The 17,485-nt window shown below is 61.2% G+C and carries 12 protein-coding genes; 3 read left to right on the forward strand and 9 right to left on the reverse strand.

The window, feature by feature from the left end; translation table 11 throughout:
* Positions 1 to 8: 8 nt before the first annotated feature.
* The 3 genes from ATY77_RS19030 to ATY77_RS19040 are packed head-to-tail and all read right to left on the reverse strand — an operon-like array spanning position 9 to position 5,462.
* Positions 9 to 3,272, reverse strand: coding sequence for an error-prone DNA polymerase (locus ATY77_RS19030; RefSeq protein ID WP_088688562.1), 3,264 nt, complete (start codon positions 3,270 to 3,272; stop codon positions 9 to 11).
* The gene (locus ATY77_RS19035) at positions 3,272 to 4,786 is read right to left on the reverse strand and encodes a DNA polymerase Y family protein (protein WP_190237663.1); all 1,515 of its coding nucleotides are present in this window, start codon (positions 4,784 to 4,786) and stop codon (positions 3,272 to 3,274) included. Before ATY77_RS19035 ends, ATY77_RS19030 begins: the two co-directional genes overlap by 1 nt.
* Positions 4,707 to 5,462 carry an ImuA family protein gene (locus ATY77_RS19040; RefSeq protein WP_088688612.1) on the reverse strand — a complete coding sequence of 252 codons (756 nt, stop codon included), beginning with the start codon at positions 5,460 to 5,462 and terminating at the stop codon, positions 4,707 to 4,709. Before ATY77_RS19040 ends, ATY77_RS19035 begins: the two co-directional genes overlap by 80 nt.
* A 475-nt stretch (positions 5,463 to 5,937) precedes the next feature.
* Here ATY77_RS19040 and ATY77_RS19050 point away from each other — a divergent pair, with 475 nt between their 5' ends.
* Together ATY77_RS19050 and ATY77_RS19055 are read left to right on the forward strand one after the other, a co-directional pair.
* Complete coding sequence (locus tag ATY77_RS19050; RefSeq protein ID WP_088688564.1) at positions 5,938 to 6,273, forward strand: hypothetical protein; 336 nt, start codon at positions 5,938 to 5,940, stop codon at positions 6,271 to 6,273.
* Positions 6,274 to 6,426: 153 nt separating this feature from the next.
* Positions 6,427 to 7,611, forward strand: a complete 1,185-nt coding sequence (locus ATY77_RS19055) for an MFS transporter (protein WP_245314374.1) — start codon at positions 6,427 to 6,429, stop codon at positions 7,609 to 7,611.
* A 425-nt stretch (positions 7,612 to 8,036) separates the two neighbouring features.
* Here the strand turns inward: ATY77_RS19055 and ATY77_RS19060 are convergent, their stop codons facing one another.
* The 4 genes from ATY77_RS19060 to groES form a co-directional block, all read right to left on the reverse strand.
* The gene (locus tag ATY77_RS19060; protein ID WP_088688566.1) at positions 8,037 to 8,336 is read right to left on the reverse strand and encodes a DUF982 domain-containing protein; all 300 of its coding nucleotides are present in this window, start codon (positions 8,334 to 8,336) and stop codon (positions 8,037 to 8,039) included.
* Positions 8,336 to 8,713 carry a hypothetical protein gene (locus ATY77_RS19065; RefSeq protein ID WP_088688567.1) on the reverse strand — a complete coding sequence of 126 codons (378 nt, stop codon included), beginning with the start codon at positions 8,711 to 8,713 and terminating at the stop codon, positions 8,336 to 8,338. The genes ATY77_RS19060 and ATY77_RS19065 overlap by 1 nt, the downstream gene beginning before the upstream one ends.
* Before the next feature lie 92 nt (positions 8,714 to 8,805).
* Positions 8,806 to 10,434 (reverse strand): chaperonin GroEL, encoded by a 1,629-nt coding sequence (groL, locus tag ATY77_RS19070; RefSeq protein WP_088688568.1) that lies wholly within the window; start codon positions 10,432 to 10,434, stop codon positions 8,806 to 8,808.
* Between the two features lie 51 nt (positions 10,435 to 10,485).
* Positions 10,486 to 10,800 (reverse strand): co-chaperone GroES, encoded by a 315-nt coding sequence (gene groES / locus ATY77_RS19075; protein ID WP_088688569.1) that lies wholly within the window; start codon positions 10,798 to 10,800, stop codon positions 10,486 to 10,488.
* A 279-nt stretch (positions 10,801 to 11,079) separates the two neighbouring features.
* Between groES and ATY77_RS19080 the strand changes: the two genes are divergently transcribed.
* Entirely contained in the window at positions 11,080 to 11,352 is a 273-nt protein-coding gene (locus ATY77_RS19080; protein WP_088688570.1) for an usg protein, read from the forward strand.
* A 330-nt stretch (positions 11,353 to 11,682) separates the two neighbouring features.
* Here the strand turns inward: ATY77_RS19080 and ATY77_RS19085 are convergent, their stop codons facing one another.
* A complete protein-coding gene (locus ATY77_RS19085) occupies positions 11,683 to 14,298 on the reverse strand; it encodes a GAF domain-containing protein (protein ID WP_245314375.1) in 2,616 nt (871 codons plus the stop codon).
* A 546-nt stretch (positions 14,299 to 14,844) separates the two neighbouring features.
* A complete protein-coding gene (gene ligD / locus ATY77_RS19090; protein WP_088688571.1) occupies positions 14,845 to 17,481 on the reverse strand; it encodes a DNA ligase D in 2,637 nt (878 codons plus the stop codon).
* Positions 17,482 to 17,485 lie beyond the last annotated feature (4 nt).

Genomic DNA, 17,485 nt, shown 5'->3' on the forward strand with positions numbered 1-17,485 from the left:
CCCATGTATCAATGAAAATTCCGGCTCTTAATCTTCAGCGTATCGATATGAAGATCCGGCGTGAACATGTCCCTCGCCCGAACCGCCGGAGGCGCCTTTTCGCGTGAATCGGGACTGCCGGGAGAGCCATGGGCGAATTCGTCACCGCGCCCGGTTGGTGGATGAAACGTGCCGTCGCGCCCCGCAAGCCCTGATAGATCACCCGACAGGTCGAAGAGCTGCTGGGCGACTAGGTGAACCACCTCGCCTTCGCGCTGGATCCTGCCGTTGATCGCCATCATGCTGGCGCCGAGCACCACCCGGCGCGCCCGTTCGAACAGCTTCGGCCAGACGACGACATTGGCAATGCCGGTCTCGTCCTCGATGGTGATGAACATCACGCCCTTTGCCGAACCCGGCCGCTGCCGCACCAGCACCAGGCCGGCCGCCATCAGCCACTGGCCGTCGCGCGCCCTCATCGCCTCTGCACAGGTGACGACCCGTCGCCGGGTGAGATCGGCGCGCAGGAATCGCAAGGGGTGGTCCCGCAGTGTCAACCCGACGTGGCTGTAGTCTTCGACGACGTTGTGGCCGTCGGTCATCTGCCTGAGCTCGACGTCCGGCTCCTGCTGCTCGGCGATCGCCCGCGCCTCGCGTTCGGCTGCAGCCGTGAACAGAGGAAGGGGCTCGTCGCGAAGCGCCTTGATCGCCCAGAGCGCATCGCGCCGTTCGAGCCGCAATGATGGCAGGAACGCGTCGGCTTGCGCCAGCTCGACAAGCGACGCAACCGGCACGCCCGACCGTCGCCACATGTCATCCACCGATGCGAAAGGCTCGTCGGCCCGCGCGGCGACAATGCGCGCGGCGTCCGCCGTCGCCAAGCCGCGCACCAGCCGCATGCCGAGCCGCACCGCATGCCGGTCAGTGCCCTCCATCTCCTCGAGCGTGCAGTCCCAACGCGACCGGTTGATGCAGACCGGTCGCACCTCGACGCCGTGTTTCCTCGCATCGCTTACGATCTGGGCGGGAGCATAAAACCCCATCGGCTGCGAGTTCAGGAGAGCCGCGCAGAAGACATCGGGGAAATGGCATTTGATGTAGCTGCTGGCATAGGCGATCAGCGCGAAACTGGCAGCATGACTTTCGGGGAAACCATAGGAACCGAAGCCTTCCAATTGGCCGAAGGTGCGTTTGGCAAACTCCGGTGAATAGCCGTTGCGGATCATGCCGGAAACGAGCTTGTCCTCGAACCTGCTGACGCCGCCGGTGAACTTAAACGTCGCCATGGATTTCCGGAGTTGGTCGGCTTCGCCGCCCGTGAAACCGGCACAGACCATCGCGATCTTCATCGCCGACTCCTGAAACAGAGGAACGCCCAGTGTCCTGTGCAAGACCGCCTCCAGTTCGGGCGTCGGATACTCGACCTTTTCCTTGCCCTCGCGGCGGCGCAGATACGGATGGACCATGTCACCCTGGATCGGTCCGGGCCGGACGATCGCCACCTGGATGACGAGGTCATAGAAGGTCTCCGGCTTCATCCGTGGGAGCATAGACATCTGTGCCCGGCTCTCGATCTGGAAAGTGCCGAGCGTGTCGGCCTTGCAGATCATCGCATAGGTCGCCGCGTCTTCCTGCGGGATGGTGGCGAGGTCGAGATCCTGATGCTTGTGCGCGCCAATGAGGGCAAAGGCTTTGGCCATGCAGGTCAGCATGCCCAATGCTAAGACATCGACCTTCATCATTTTCAGCGCCTCGACGTCATCCTTGTCCCATTCAATCACCTGGCGATCGGCCATCGCCGCCGGTTCGATCGGCACAAGATGATCCAGCCTGTCATGGGTGAGGACAAAGCCACCCGGGTGCTGGCCGAGATGCCGCGGTGCTCCCATCAACTGCGAGGCAAGCCGCAGCGTCAAGGCGAGACGCCGATCCTCCGGATTTAGGCCAAGAGCACGCACTTGGCTCTCGCCGACAGTTTCCGACCAGGACCAGATGCCGGAGGAAAGCGCCTTGATGAGATCCTCGGGCAGGCCGAGCGCTTTGCCGACATCGCGAATGGCGCCCTTGGCACGATAGCGGGTCACTGTCGAGCAGAGTGCGGCCTTGTCATGGCCGTAGGTCCTGTAGATCCATTGGATCACCTCCTCTCGCCTCTCATGTTCGAAGTCGACATCGATGTCGGGCGGCTCGTCGCGCTCCTGGCTGACGAAGCGCTCAAAGAGGAGATCATTGGTATCAGGATCGATCGAGGTGATGCCGAGCACATAGCAGACGGCGGAATTCGCGGCCGATCCCCTGCCCTGGCAGAGAATGCCCTGCGATCGGGCATAGCGGACGATCGAGAAGACCGTCAAAAAATAGGGGGCATATTTCATCGTCTCGATCAGAGCGAGTTCATGGCGGATCGTCTTCTCGACATGCGCTGGCAGCCCTTCCGGATAACGCGTCTTCACGCCTTCCCAGGTATAGTGCTCCAGCGACTGCTGCGCCGTCGTGCCCGGGATCAAAGCCTCCTCGGGATATTGGTAGACGAGCTCTTCCAGACTGAACCTGCAGCGCTCGACGATCTCCACCGTGCGTGCCAGCGCTTCCGGGTAGCGTGGAAACAGACGCGCCATCTCTTCCGGCGGCTTCAGGTAGCGATCGGCATGTCGCTCTCGCTCGAAGCCGACATCGTCGATAGTCGTGCCGGTGCGAATGCAGGTGACGACGTCCTGCAGCTGCCGCCGGCCGGGTTCATGAAACAGCACGTCATTGGTGACGACCGTCTTCACCCGGTGCTGCGCCGCCAGGTTCGATATTTCGTGCAGCCGCAGCTGATCGTTCGGCCGCCGGCGCAGACAGAGCGAGACGTAGGCGCGGTCGCCGAAAATCTCGGCCATCTTCCTCAGCTGCACGGCGCAGCCATCGTCCGGCATATCCGGGACAAGGACGCCAATCAGGCCTTCGCAGTAGTGCGCCACATCCTCGAGATGCAGGATGCAGTTGGCTTTGCCGCCGCGGCCCTTGCCCAGCGTCAAGAGCCGCGTCAGCCGCGAATAGGCAGTGCGGTCGGTGGGATAGACGAGGATCGACATGCCGTCAGCCAGATCGAGCCGGCAACCGACGACGAGCCGCAGGCCGGTGGCGCGCGAGGCTTCGAGCGCCCGGACGATGCCGGCCAGGCTGTTGCGGTCGACGATGCCGAGCGCCTCGATGCCCATGAGCTTGGCGGTCGCAAAGAGTTCTTCGGCCGAACTTGCGCCGCGAAGGAACGAGAAATGCGTGGTGACCTGCAGTTCGGCATAGCGCATCAGGCAAACACCCCATGCACGAACCATTGGTGCGATCCGGTGTCGGCGTCGACGCCATCGCCGGAGCGGAAAATCCAAAAACGCTCGCCGGCATCATCCTCGAGGACGAAATAGTCTCGAACCGCGACCCATTCGGAGCTGCGCTGCCACCATTCCCCGAAAATCCGCTCCGGGCCGTCGGCGCGCTGCACCCGGCGCCGCTTGCCACGCCAGGTAAAGGAAACCGGCGGATGATCGGGCAACAGCGCAATCACCTCGATCGCTTCCGGGTGTGGCAAGAGCCGCGACGGCCGCGGCCAATGGAGTGGCCAGGTGGCGCCGACCTCGTCCGCCGTCGGTGCGATCCGCCGGACACTGCGCTCCGGCACGTCGCTTGCCACCGGCGCGACACGGAAAATCCGCTGACCGCCGCGGTTTCCCAGCACGTCGATCAGCGGCGTTACATCGGTGATCTGCTCTTCGATCAGCGAGGAGGCCGACTGCGCCTCAACGAGCGGTTCGGCGGCGATTGCGGCGAGGCTCAGCTTCTCGATCCCGAAGCCCGGCTCGATCTTCTCGATCCGGTCGCGGAAGAGTTTCGTCAGCCAGGCGATATCTCGGACAGGCTTGGCCGTGCCGGCCCGGAGCGACTGAATTGTGTTGTCGACGCGGTGGACGATCAGATCGGCGCGCCGCACGCCAAGTCCTTTCTTCTCGAGCTCCAGACAGAGCTGCCGCACCAGGCGGCTCACATATTTCTCGATGGTCTCCGGGGCGCCGATCGGTTCGGCAAAGGATTTTTGCACCTCGACGAGATCAGCTGGCCGGATCGGGTCGATGGGCTCGGCGAGCCGGCCGAACATCTGATCGAGGCGGCGTCCGACTTCCGGGCCGAAACGCAGCGTCAGCGGCGCCCGCGGCGTCACTGCCAGATCACCGACGGTAGCGAAGCCGAGGGTTCGGAGGCTCCCGACGATCTCGGCCGGCAGCCGCAGTGAGGATAGTGGCAGACGGTTGACCGCCTTGGAGGTGTCGCCGCGCGGGATGATGACTGTCTCGCGATCCGTAAACCGGGCGAGCGCATGCGCCGCACCCCAGGTGTCTGCGATCGCTGCGCGCGCCGCGAGACCCCGGACACGGAAGCGGTTGACGAGACCGGAGAGCATCAGGTCCTCGCCGCCCTGCAGGTGATCGGCACCTTCGGTATCCATGACAATGCCATCAGGGGGATCCATGCCGACAACGGGAGAATATTGCGACAAGGCCCACAGCGTCAGCCGTTCCAGTGTCGTCAGATCCGCCGCCGGATCGGCATCCACCATCGTCAATCCCTGAACCAGCGCCTGTGCCTTAGCGGCCGGCATGCCGACGCGAAGCCCGAGTTTCGCAGCTGCCCGGTCGGCCGCCGCCACCCATCGCTTCGACCCGCTCCTGGCAATCACCACCAGCGGCGTGTCAGGATTGAGCGAAGGATCGGCGCGCCTGATCCGGTCGGTCGGCAGTGTCGGAAGAAAGACAGATACGACCCTGGCCATCACATGCTCCGATAATGAATTGTCCTCCCTCGCCTGCCCTGACCCGCATCAGCTCCGCCAGCCACCGCGCGCGGCCGACGCCCGGCACGGGCAGCGGCTCGGACGGCAGCACCGAGATCCGCCAGCGGGTCACAGCTGCCGTCGGCATGCCGAAATCGGAGGCTTCCGTCTGGCGCCGCCATCGGCGGATCACCAGCCCCAATGTGCCGGACTTTTCCGCCGCCAGCTGCAGCCGGCGCGATGCCGTCATCGGCAGGCGCACCAGCTCGGCGACGACGGCGCCGAGGCCGCCATAGCGCAACGCCTCTTCGAAGCTTGCGAGCACCGTCTCTTCCTTGTCGCATTCGACGAAAATGACACGATCGGGGTGAAGGCCGACCTGGGCGAGTGCGGGAAAGAACAGATCGAAGCGGGTGAGGCACCAGACCACCTTGCCGGTGGCCCGCGCCGCGATACCGCCGATGAAGAGCGCCGCGGCCGCGCCGTCGATCGCACCGTTGCCGCCGCCGGCGACTTCATGCAGCGCGCCGTAGGCCAGGCCACCTCCCGGCAGCTGCGCATCGATCTCGGCCAGCCCGAACGGAAGGACGGATGTTCGTCGCGCTGCAGCCCCTTCGAGATGCTGAATGCGATCTCGAAGTTCGGAGATGATCGGGTTCGCGCTGATCTGCGCCATTCGGAAGCCTTCGTCAAAATAGGTTTTCATCTCGCTCGAAAGCGAGTATGTTCCCTATTTGTTCCGACGCGGCATGTGAGTCAATGTGCATATACAGGCGAGTGGTCGCCAGGCTACAACCCGCCCATTTCCTGCGCCACCGGAAGAACCAGTGAATTCAATCGCCTACCGGAGGTCGGGCGACAGGCTCTGAAATGTCATCGATAAGAAAAAATACCTATGAAGATCCGACAACGCTCCGCGACTTCCGTGGATCGGTCGTCTCAGTCGAGTGCATTGCCTGTGATCGGAACACGGAGCTCGACCGAAAGACTCTGGTCAAGCAGTACGGCGCGAGTTTCACGTTCCAGCAGCTTCGCCGGCGGCTGAGCCTCGGCTGCCCTCGCCTGATTTCGGAAGATGGCGTCGACCGCTGCCAGACCCGCTTCCCCTGTCTCACCGAAAATGGCCTTTCATTCAGCAAGGAGGATACCCCATGACGGAAAACGTCGTATCGTTCGAGGAAAAGCGCCTTGAGGCGCTGTCTGGGACGATCTTCGGAACGACGGCCGAAGAACGGAATCTGGCAGCAATCCGCTCGAACATCGAGTTTGCCAGAAATGAACTGGCGCTTGTTCAAAGCTATATCGATCTCGCCTATGGCGGAGAAATCGTCTACACGCCGAATGACGGCACGAAACCGCAGGCGGAGGCCCTTGCGCATCTTGGCAGCGTTCTTTCCAATTACGAACAGGCGCTGTTCGATAAGATCGGCAGCCTCGAATACGAGCTGGAAATGCTGGAATTTCCGCCCGATCAGGATGAAGAATGAGACCAACGACCCACCGCCTCGAAAAAGTGGATACCGATCCGCACAAGCCAGTCGCGATGCCTGCGATCAAACAGCCAGAATCGCCTTTGCCCTGAGATCGGTAGTTGATAATCGCGGCAAATGCGCGGATGTTTATCGAGGGGACCGATCATCGTGACAAGCCTACGCCTGAGAGGTGAGATTCTTGTCGCCCTCATGATCGCCTGCGTTGCCACGTGCTATGGTTTTGGCCTTAGCCTCTTCCCGCAGATCATCCCCGACATGCGTCGTGACCTTGGCTTCGACTATGGATTCGTGGGCGTCGTCACCGGCATGGTCCAACTTTCGACTGTCGCTTTCGCGTTGCTCGGCACCTGGCTCGTCCATCGGATCGGGGCCGCGCGGACAGTCGTGGCCTCCGTGTCTCTTTGCGGGCTTTGCCTCGTGTGCATTGCCGCCACCGGCAATATCTATATCACCGCCTGCCTTCTCATGATCGCCGGCGGGACCGGCGCATCGACGTTCGTTCCGATGATCGATCTTGCCTCGCGCGTCGTGACCACCGAGCAACGCGGTCTTGCCATGAGTCTGATCTCCAGTGCACCAGCCTATGGAGTTCTGATCAACAGCGGGCTTGCATCAGCGTTCGCCGGCAGCGGTCACTGGCGGATAGCCTGGTACGTCACGGCCGGACTCACCATCACGCTGGCTATCGCCATTGCCATCCTCTTTGGTCGAGCGGGCCTCCTTCAGGAGACAACAGGACAAACAACAACCGCAGTTGGAGATGGGTCGCCAAGCCTGCGTCCGATCATGCCGTGGGGGGCGCTGATTTTCGTGCTCGGCTTTATCAACGGCATGATGCCCTATCCCTATCTCACCTATCTCTCTCCGTTCTTGCGGGAGGAGCTGGGCTATTCGGTCGGTTTCGCCTCCTGGCTCTGGGCAACCGTCGGAGCAGTGGGGATCGGCGCGGGTTTCATCGTGGGGGCGATCTCGTCACGCCTCGGATCACGCCATGCCATGCTGGCCTGCTACTCGAGCTTCCTCATTGCCGGCGCTCTTATCGCCATCGACCCCTCGATGGAACTGGCTTTGGCGTCGGCGATCTTCTTTTCGCTTGGCTTCTACCCGATTTATGGCCTGCTGCCGGTCTATGTCTCGCATCGCGCCGGGCCCGGCCTTGCAGTGACCGTCCTGGGTATCTGCACGGTGCTGCAGGGCATCGGCGGTACCACGGGCAACTTCTTCGGCGGGATGATCAAGACATCGACCCAAAGCTTCGACGGCATCTATCTCGCCGTGGCGGTCATGGCTTTGATTGCGGCGTGCATAACGATGGCGTTGCCGAAGGATTGACAAGTTCAGCCATAAGCCTTTGAGGGCGTTGGGCTGCGTTATCGGTCTATAGCCGGACCGATCGTCAGGTGAGCGACGTCAATGGAGAGCCGCAAGAGCTTTCAGTGCTTGAGGTCGCCCTTTTCGCCTCGGCCGAGCTTAGCCCGTGCTTCGCGTCGCGGCGGCTATCGGGTGAAAGCGACCGGCTGAAACGACAGGCGGAGCCGCCCGGTTTGCGCGCAATCATCAGCCAGACAATTCGCAGGACCGCAGCAAACGCTGGCAAGCCGAGATAAAGTCAGGTTCAAAACAGCCGATGGTATCGCATCGGCAGCGGCTCATTTCTCGCCGCTGCCTGCGTCGCAAGCTTGCGCATTTGCGAGCGACCAGCAGCAAAATGCGCTCGTGACCAGGCGGCTCGAGGTGCTGTCATAACCGGCTGTATCTCAGTATGGCCGAGGATCCCTGTCCCGCGACATCTGAGAGACAGCAATGACTTGGTCTTCGGGTGCCAGCAGATCGTGTTTTTCGGCGAAGGCAACATACAGACCGCGCGCCGTCTCCGGCTCGATCTCGCCGCGGAGCGCGGCACCGCACGCCTTGAGCGCGATGGAATGCGCGCTATCCCGCAACGACGTCGGCCACTCGGTGAGATGCCGATAGGCGTCCATCACGCTGCGGACCTCAAATGGAAACCCAAGACCAACAAGAACGGAGACAGGCTGTCTGAACATATCGGGCTTCATCATATTCTCCTTCCCAACCCCAAGTCTTGACCGGCGGAGCCGCGACGGGGCCTCCTGCCATGTGAGAGGGCCGATGGGCCTGGCCCGCCGGATTGCCGATCCCCTTTGTCCAACACCTTGAGGGCCTCAAGGATCTCATCATAGGAAACGGCTCTTTCCGCCCCGGGATAGAGTCGCAGTGCAGGTACCGATTCGATCGCAAAGCAATCGGATGCCCAGGCGGCGAGAATGGCCCGCTTTTCCTCAACGCTGATGTCGGTGGCGGTCAGCACATCACGGGGATGACTGAAATGTTTTGCCGGATGCAGCAGGTGCGCCGCGCTGATCGCCGCGGCGGCTTGCGGCTGGGAGAAGTTGCTTGTGTTTTCCTTTCTCATGGCTTGGCTCCATTGTGTCGACTGATGGAACTGGTTCATATGAGGGTATGTGGGGTGGCCCGCCCCGAAGGCGGGGCGGGCCGAGCAATCGTTTAGAAGTCCATGCCGGCGCCGGCCGGCATTGCCGGAGCGGCTTCCTTCTTCGGCTTCTCGGCGATCATCGCTTCCGTCGTCACCAGCAGGCCCGCAACGGAGGCGGCATCCTGCAGCGCGGTGCGGACGACCTTGGCCGGATCGATCACGCCCTGCGTATAGAGGTCGCCATATTCACCCGTTTGGGCGTTCCAGCCGTAGGAGAACTCGCTCTTTTCGCGCAGCTTGCCGACGATGATGGAGCCTTCGGCTCCGGCATTTTCGGCGATCTGGCGAACCGGTGCCTCGATGGCGCGGCGAACGATGTCGACGCCGACGCGCTGGTCGTCATTGGCGGTCTTGATCGCGTCGAGCGCCTTGACCGCGCGCAGCAGCGCCACGCCGCCGCCCGGCAGAATGCCTTCCTCGACCGCCGCCCGCGTCGCATGCAGCGCGTCGTCGACGCGATCCTTCTTCTCCTTCACTTCGACCTCGGTCGAGCCGCCGACGCGAATGACGGCAACGCCGCCGGCGAGCTTGGCAAGGCGTTCCTGCAGCTTCTCCCGGTCGTAGTCGGAGGTGGTTTCCTCGATCTGGGCGCGGATCTGAGCGGTGCGACCGTCGAGTTCCGCCTTCGAACCGGCGCCGTCGATGATGGTGGTGTTTTCCTTTTCGATCGCCACCTTCTTGGCGCGACCGAGCATGTTGAGCGTCACGTTCTCGAGCTTGATGCCGAGATCTTCCGAGATGACGGTGCCGCCCGTCAGGATGGCGATGTCTTCGAGCATGGCTTTGCGGCGGTCGCCGAAGCCAGGAGCCTTGACGGCAGCGATCTTCAGGCCGCCGCGCAGCTTGTTGACGACGAGCGTTGCAAGGGCTTCGCCTTCGACGTCTTCAGCAATGATCAGGAGCGGCTTGCCGGACTGGACGACGGCTTCGAGCACCGGCAGTATCGACTGCAGGTTCGAGAGCTTCTTCTCGTGAATGAGGATATAAGGATCCTCGAGCTCGACCCGCATCTTGTCCTGGTTGGTGACGAAGTAGGGGCTCAAATAACCGCGGTCGAACTGCATGCCTTCGACGACTTCGAGCTCGGTTTCGGCGGTCTTGGCTTCTTCAACCGTGATGACGCCTTCGTTGCCGACTTTCTCCATCGCTTCGGCCAGGTAGCGGCCGATTTCGGAATCGCCATTGGCCGAGATCGTGCCGACCTGGGCGATTTCCGAATTGTTGGAGATCTTGCGGGCATTGGTCTTCAGCTCGGCGACGATGGCTTCAACGGCCAGATCGATGCCCCGCTTCAGGTCCATCGGGTTCATGCCGGATGCAACCGCCTTGGCGCCTTCCTTGACGATCGCCTGGGCGAGCACCGTCGCAGTGGTGGTACCGTCACCAGCGAGGTCGTTGGTCTTGGATGCCACTTCGCGCAGCATCTGGGCGCCCATGTTCTCGAACTTGTCTTCGAGCTCGATTTCTTTGGCGACCGAGACACCGTCCTTGGTGATGCGCGGGGCGCCGAAGGACTTGTCGATCACCACGTTGCGGCCCTTCGGACCCAGCGTCACCTTCACCGCATTGGCCAGCACATCGACCCCACGCAGCATGCGTTCACGGGCATCGCTATGAAACTTGACTTCTTTCGCAGCCATTCTGTCACTCCTTCAATAGGCAGCTTTTTTGACTAATGCGCGGAAATCGCCTCAGGCGGCGATCTTTTCGGCGGCCCGGGCCTCGATGATGCCCATGACATCGCTTTCCTTCATGATCAGCAGATCTTCGCCATTGACCTTGATCTCGGTGCCCGACCACTTGCCGAACAGGATGCGATCGCCGACCTTGACGTCGAGCGCCTGGATCTGGCCGGCTTCGCTGCGCGCGCCGGGGCCGACGGCGATGACCTCGCCTTCCTGCGGCTTCTCCTTGGCAGTATCGGGAATGATGATGCCGCCCTTGGTCTTTTCCTCCGAATCGACCCGGCGGACGAGAATGCGATCATGAAGCGGTCGGAACGACATGTTTTCCTCCAATGGACAAACAATAACGATGTTGTTCCCCTGGCCGGACCGGATGACCAGTCCGGGCGGGTGCAAAACCTCTCGTCGAGCGTTCTGCGCGCAAAGATCTGGTTCTGCGCTTTTTCGATTTCAAGAGGGCCACGTAAAAAAATCAGCACTCGGCCGATATGGCTGCTAACACCCTGTAAAGGAACATTAAAATGGTGGACGCGTTCGGGATTATGTTGATCGTCGCAGAATTTTGCGCGACCTTCGATCGACATGAAACGGAGATGAAACATGCAATTTTTATCAGATCTCGACCGGCAGCTGAACGGCTACGGGCTGACGACAGCGCATATCCTCTATCGCATTCCTGATTTTGAATCCGTCCTGCAAAGCTATGTCTGGCAGGATTACGATCTGGCTCCGGACTTTCCGGAGATGCATAAGTTTCTGGATTTCTGGCAGTCCACGCTTGACGGGCCGCTTCATTCCGTCCGCTACACGCACCAACGGCTGATCGGGCCAAACGAATGGCGCCGCGTCGCGGGCGAGTTCAAGTTGCAGTGAGACTTGACACCGAAATTCCCTAATGGCCGCTTCGAGCTAAAGTCGGCCTCAGGACGAGGCCCGTATCGCCTTTGGCGGATGCAAACCTATACCGCCTCCTTGGGGAGTGTCAGAGGTCGCGTGAGCATACCGGTCCAACGTATTTGAATGTGAACAATGGGGCCGAGGCGCAAGCTGCCACTGCGCTGGCCAAACCCTCCATCCAGCCTCAGATTGGCACCCGTGACGTGACCGCCTGAGAACGGACAAGATAAGCAATGGCGCCGCCTTTAGTTTTCGCTTTGATACGGCCAGGAATCTTTTTGAGTGAAAAGCGCGCCTGGAGATCATCTATTGACCCTCAATGGAAGCCTTCACCCTTCTTGCCAGCGCCTCCATATCGAACGGCTTGGTCAATACCTGCATGCCCGGAGATAAATGTCCGTGATTTAAAAGCGCATTCTCCGCGTAGCCTGTGACAAACAGGACTGGCAGATTTGCGTGCCATTCGCGGGCACGATCGGCGAGCTGCCGACCATTCATGCCATTGGGCAGCCCCACATCGGTCAACAGCAGATCGATCCGCCGGCCTGTTTCCAGCACCTCGGTTGCTTCACGAGCGTCGCCGGCCTGAATCACCAGATAACCCAATTCCTCGAGTTGTTCAGCGGAGACCATGCGGATCAGGGGCTCGTCGTCGACGAGCAGGATTGTTTTACCTCGCTCTGCTGCAGTCAGCCTGCCAGCGGGAAGCGTCTCTTCCGAGCCGACGTCCCCCGTAAACCTTGGCAGATAGATGGACACGGTAGTACCTTCACCCAACTCAGAATAGATCTTTGCGCTGCCGCCAGATTGGCCCGCGAAACCCCATACCATCGAAAGACCGAGGCCGGTCCCCTCGCCGATCGGCTTGGTTGTAAAGAACGGATCGAAAGCGCGAGCAACTGTTTCTGCCGACATGCCCGTACCAGTATCCGAGACAGACACCGATAAATACTGCCCGGCCTTGAGCCCCAGAAGAGACGCCATGCGATCGTCAATCCAATGATTTGCTGTCTCGATCGTCAACCTGCCGCCAGATGGCATCGCATCGCGTCCGTTGATACACAGGTTCAGCAGCGCACTCTCCAACTGACCCGGATCGACAAGCGTTGGCCAGGCCCCGGATGTCTGAACGACCTCGACGGCCACGGCAGGACCGACGCTGCGGCGAAGCAGCTCTTCCATCGAGGTGATGAGCTTGGTGACATTGGTCGGCTTCGGAGCAAGTGTTTGTCTCCGGGAGAAAGCGAGCATACGCTGCGTCAGCGACGCGCCGCGCGTGGCCGCACCGGCTGCCGCAGTCAGAAAGCGATCGATATCGTTCAATCGGCCCTGTGCCAAGCGGGTCCTCATCACCTCCAGACTGCCAAGGATCCCGGCGAGAAGATTGTTGAAGTCGTGGGCAAGCCCGCCCGCAAGCTGCCCCACGGCTTCCATCTTCTGCGCGTGGCGCAGAGATTCTTCCGCTGCCATGAGTTCGCCCGTACGTTCCGCGACCGTTGCCTCCAAGACCTCGTTGGCCCGACGCAGGTCGGCCTGACTCGCCAGCAACTCCGCCTCCGATCTGACCCGTTCGATATGAGCCCACGAGCGGTCAGTGACCTCCTGGACAAGGGCGATTTCATGAGCGGTCCAATGATGCGGCAGCTTATGATGGACGGCCATGAGCGCTGTGAGTTTGCCGCCTTTAACCAGAGGCAGGCAGATGGTCGCCGCAATGCCTATTTTCTGGAACGTGGCTGCCTCTTCCGGCGCGATCTCCTTCAAATTGTCATTGATGACAAGGGGGCGGCCGGCGGAAAGCTCATCAACAGCGAGCCGGCCAAAATCTCTGAGATGGTATCGGCCAGTAATGTGGCCCGAACCGGGGGCTGCCCAGTCTCCTCGAATGGTGAAGCCGTCCTCGTCTGCGTCCATATCGGCGTAGGCGCAAACGGACACACCTAATTGTTGGCCGAGCATGCGCGTGCTGGTTTCCAATATGGAATCCGCGTTGTGAAGCGCGGATGTCGCCTTGCCAAGCGCGTCCAGAAAATCCAGCCGCGCCGTATAACGTGTCTTCTCCGCCTCTGATTTTGCGCGCTCGACAGCTGACCACGTCCGTTCGGCAACCTCCGTCGCGAGAGCAATATCGTTATCCGTCCACTTGTGTGGAATCGGGTGGTGAAGAAACAACATAGCTCTGAACCGGCCATGTTTGATCAGGGGCACTGCCAAGACTGTTCTCGATCCGATTGCATGGAACGCCGCAGCCATGCTTCCGACCCGATGGTCCCGGTCCACGTCGTCCACGCACATGACCCGCCCGGCCTTGAGCTCGTCGATGATCGGCGGACCGAAGTCATTCATGCGGTATTTGCCCGCTACACTTGCGATGCGCCCATCCGTCCAGTCGCGCTCCACGGTGACATGCTCTTCTTTTTCATCGATTTCACCGTAACCAACCCGTGCTATGCCGAGAGCTCTGCCCAACGCTTCGGAAGCCGCGGCCATCACTGCAACCGGATCGGCGATATCCCTGAGGGTCTCCTCCAACGCGAGATGGAAGGACTGTCTTTTTTCCAGCATGACGCGCCGGGTGGTTTCGGTGACGGCACAGAACATCCCCCGCACTACACCCTGATGATCGCGAACCGGCGAATACGAGAAGGTAAACCAACTTTGCTCGTCATAGCCCGCCCGGTTCATAACAAGCGGAAGGTCCTCGCTGAAAGTTGCGATGCCTTTCATCGCCCTGTCGATAAGCGGAAAGATGTCCTCCCAGATCTCCTGCCAGATATCCTTGAACCGCGCCCCAAAGGCGGCCGGATGCTTGCTTCCGAGTATCTGCGCATAGGCATCGTTGTAAAGGAAGGTCAGTTCGTCGCCCCATGCCACGAACATCGGGAACTGGCTATCGACCATGAGCGCCGTCACCGACTTCAAAGACTGATCCCAATGTTCCGGCGAACCAAGGGGCGTAAGTGCAAAGTCAACCGTTCTCAGGAGCCCCACGACTGGGTTTGACGTGAGCTCGGTCTCCAAACCCTCGGACCGGGCAGCCATCAGTCCCTCATCAGTGCAGATCCCAGTATCCGTCATTGCGCCCCCGCGTGTTAAGGCGACAGTCAACGTTTTCGACCTCGACAGAGTTCCGCACCCGCTAAGCTAACGCCTCGCGGTGCTGGAGAGGGTCGTATTCGCGGGGGGACTTGCGGCCGACGAGGGATGCGACAAGCGGACATCGTTTTTCACATACGACCTTGCCCCGTCCCGGTGGACGAGGCTTTTCCGTACGATTGAACGGTAACCTAGACGCAGCTGGGTTGGTTCACGATCGTAGGAATGGCTATGCGCTTCACGTAGATGCCCTCGCAGCGTTTGATCTGATCCCGAAGTGGTTCGTGCGGAGCTTTGGTGCGCTGCCATCGAGTAATGCTCCGCGCGGTCCGGAGATTTTATATTTATCGGACACGACGTGATCCTATCAGTCTACGCTGCCCGTCGCGATCTTCCGAAGCGCTTGATTGCTTGCTCAAGCGGCCGCTCGCCGTCGCAATAGTCCTGCCAGGCGGAGCTTTTGGCAAGCAGCGCCGGCACAGTTCGAAGCGTAAACCGCTTCGGGTCGAGATCGGACTTCACCTGCGCCCAGGTGAGTGGCATCGACACGGTAGCGCCGGCACGGGCGCGCGGTGAAAGCGGTGCGACGGCCGTCGCCATCCGATCGTTGCGGAGATAGTCGAGGAAAATCCTGCCGCCGCGAAGGCTCTTGGTCATCTTGATCAGATAGAGGTCGGGATTGTCACGCGCCATCTGCTGGCAAACATTATGCGCGAAACCCTTGGCCTCCGCCCATGAGAGAGGCTTGCGTTTGTTCACGGCAAGCGGGGTGACGACATGCAGGCCCTTGCCGCCCGTCGTCTTGCAGAAGCTGACAAGGCCGAGCTCGTCGAGCCGGTCGCGCATCTCGCGGGCGGCCGCCACCACGGTCGCAAACGGCACGTCCGGACCAGGATCAAGGTCGAACACCAAACGGCCGGGCACCTCCGGTTTGCCCGGCTCACAATTCCACGGATGCAGCTCGACACCGCCGATCTGGGCGATCGCCGCCAGCCCCTCAATCCGATCGATCTGCAGGTAAGGCTTCTTGTCGCCGAAGACCTTCACAAGCTCGAGGAGGTTAGAGGTGCCGGGCATCGCATGGCGCTGAAAGAACTGCTCGCCGCCAATGCCGTCGGGCGCTCGGATGATCGAGCAGGGCCGGCCCTTGATGTGATCGATCAACCAGGCGCCGACGGCTTCATGGTAGCGCGCAAGGTCCTCCTTTGTGACTGGCTCGCCGTCGCCGGCGTCCGGCCAAAGCGGCTTGTCGGGATTGGAAATCAGCACCCCCATGACCTCGGCCTTCGCCCCTTTGCGGCGGACAGGCCTATGTTTGGCGCCTGCGGCAGGTTCAGCGGTTTCAGTCTTGGCAGGCGGCGCCGGCTTTTCGGCCTCGACCTCTTTGGCCGGCTTGTCCTCGCGCAGCCCCTTGAAGGCAGCCTGGCGGACGAGGCCGTCCGCGGTCCAACCTTCAAATTCGATCTCGGCGACAAGCTCGGGCTTCACCCAGACAACTTCGGCTTCCTTCTTCGGAGCACCGATACCGGTAAATGGCGACCTCGCCGTTTCGAGAGCCTTCAGTTTCGGCAGCAGCATCTCGACTTTTTTCACGCCATAGCCGGTTCCGACACGCCCGACATAGACAAAGTGATCGCCGCGGTGCACCCCGGCCAGCAGGGATCGGAATCTGCCGTTGGTCTTGGCATAACCTCCGATCACCACCTCGTGCCCGGCCCGACATTTCGACTTCGCCCAGCTGTCGGTGCGCCCGGACTGATAGGGTGCATCCATCTGCTTGGAGATGACGCCCTCGAGGTGCAGCTTGCAGGCGGAGCGGAGCACGGCGTCGCCACCGGATTCGAAATGTTCGACATAGCGGATGCGGGGATCGTCGCCGGCAGCGGTCAGAAGGTTTTGTAGCCGCTGCTTCCGCTCGACCAGGCGCATCGACCGCAGGTCCTCGCCGCCGTCGAACAGCAGGTCGAACGCGAAATAGACGAGCTCACCGGTCTTGCCTTCCGAAAGAGCCGCCTGAAGTGCGGCAAAATCGGGAGCGCCATTCTGGTCGAGCGCGCATATCTCGCCATCGATGATACAATCGGTCAGTTCGGATGCCACATCGGCGATCGCAGGATACTTCCCAGTCCAGTCGAGACCCTTGCGTGTCTTCAGCGTCGCCGTCCCATCGGCGACCCGCATCTGGATGCGATAACCGTCGAACTTGATTTCGTGAAGCCAGTCGTCGCCGGCCGGCGGGCGATCGAGCCTGTCGCAAAGCTGCGGCTCGATGAAATCCGGCAGGTCGACCAAGGTGGATGTCGCGAGATCCTTGCTGGACCTCTTCTTGCGTTCGGCGGCGGCCAGGCCATGCTTGCTGTCCCAGACGGCATCCGCCTCCACGTCCGCGTTCGCCATCATGAACGGTCGCGGCTTGCGCCCCTTGCCTTCGGCGATTTCATCCATGCTGCGGCCGGAAGCGACCGAGGTCGCGTTCTCCTCCAGGACGGCCGCACCGTTTTCGTCGACCGAATGATCGTCATGATGTTTGATCAGCAGCCAGTTCGTCCGCTTGCCGCCATCGCGGTCATTGCGCATTCGCACCAGCACGAAGCTGCCGTGCAGCCGCTTGCCCTCGAGCGTGAACTTGAAATCGCCCTTCCTCAAGGCTTCTTCCGGAGACTTGCTGCCCTCCGGCTCCCAATAGCCGCGGTCCCACAACATCACCGTGCCGCCGCCATACTGGCCTTTCGGGATCGTGCCTTCAAAGTCACCGTAGTCGAGCGGATGATCCTCGACCTCGACAGCCAGCCGCTTGTCATGCGGATCGAGCGATGGCCCCTTGGTCACCGCCCAGGATTTGAACACACCGTCGAGCTCGAGCCTGAGATCATAGTGCAGCCGTGTGGCATCGTGCTTCTGGATCACGAATCGGCGCCGGTTCGACGGTTTGACGCGCGTCTCACCGCTGGGTTCGCTGGTTTTCTTGAAATCGCGCTTGGCCCGGTATTTCGAGAGATTGTCGGCCATGAAA

It is taken from the genome of Rhizobium sp. R634, from assembly GCF_002211305.1.
GTDB lineage: Bacteria > Pseudomonadota > Alphaproteobacteria > Rhizobiales > Rhizobiaceae > Rhizobium.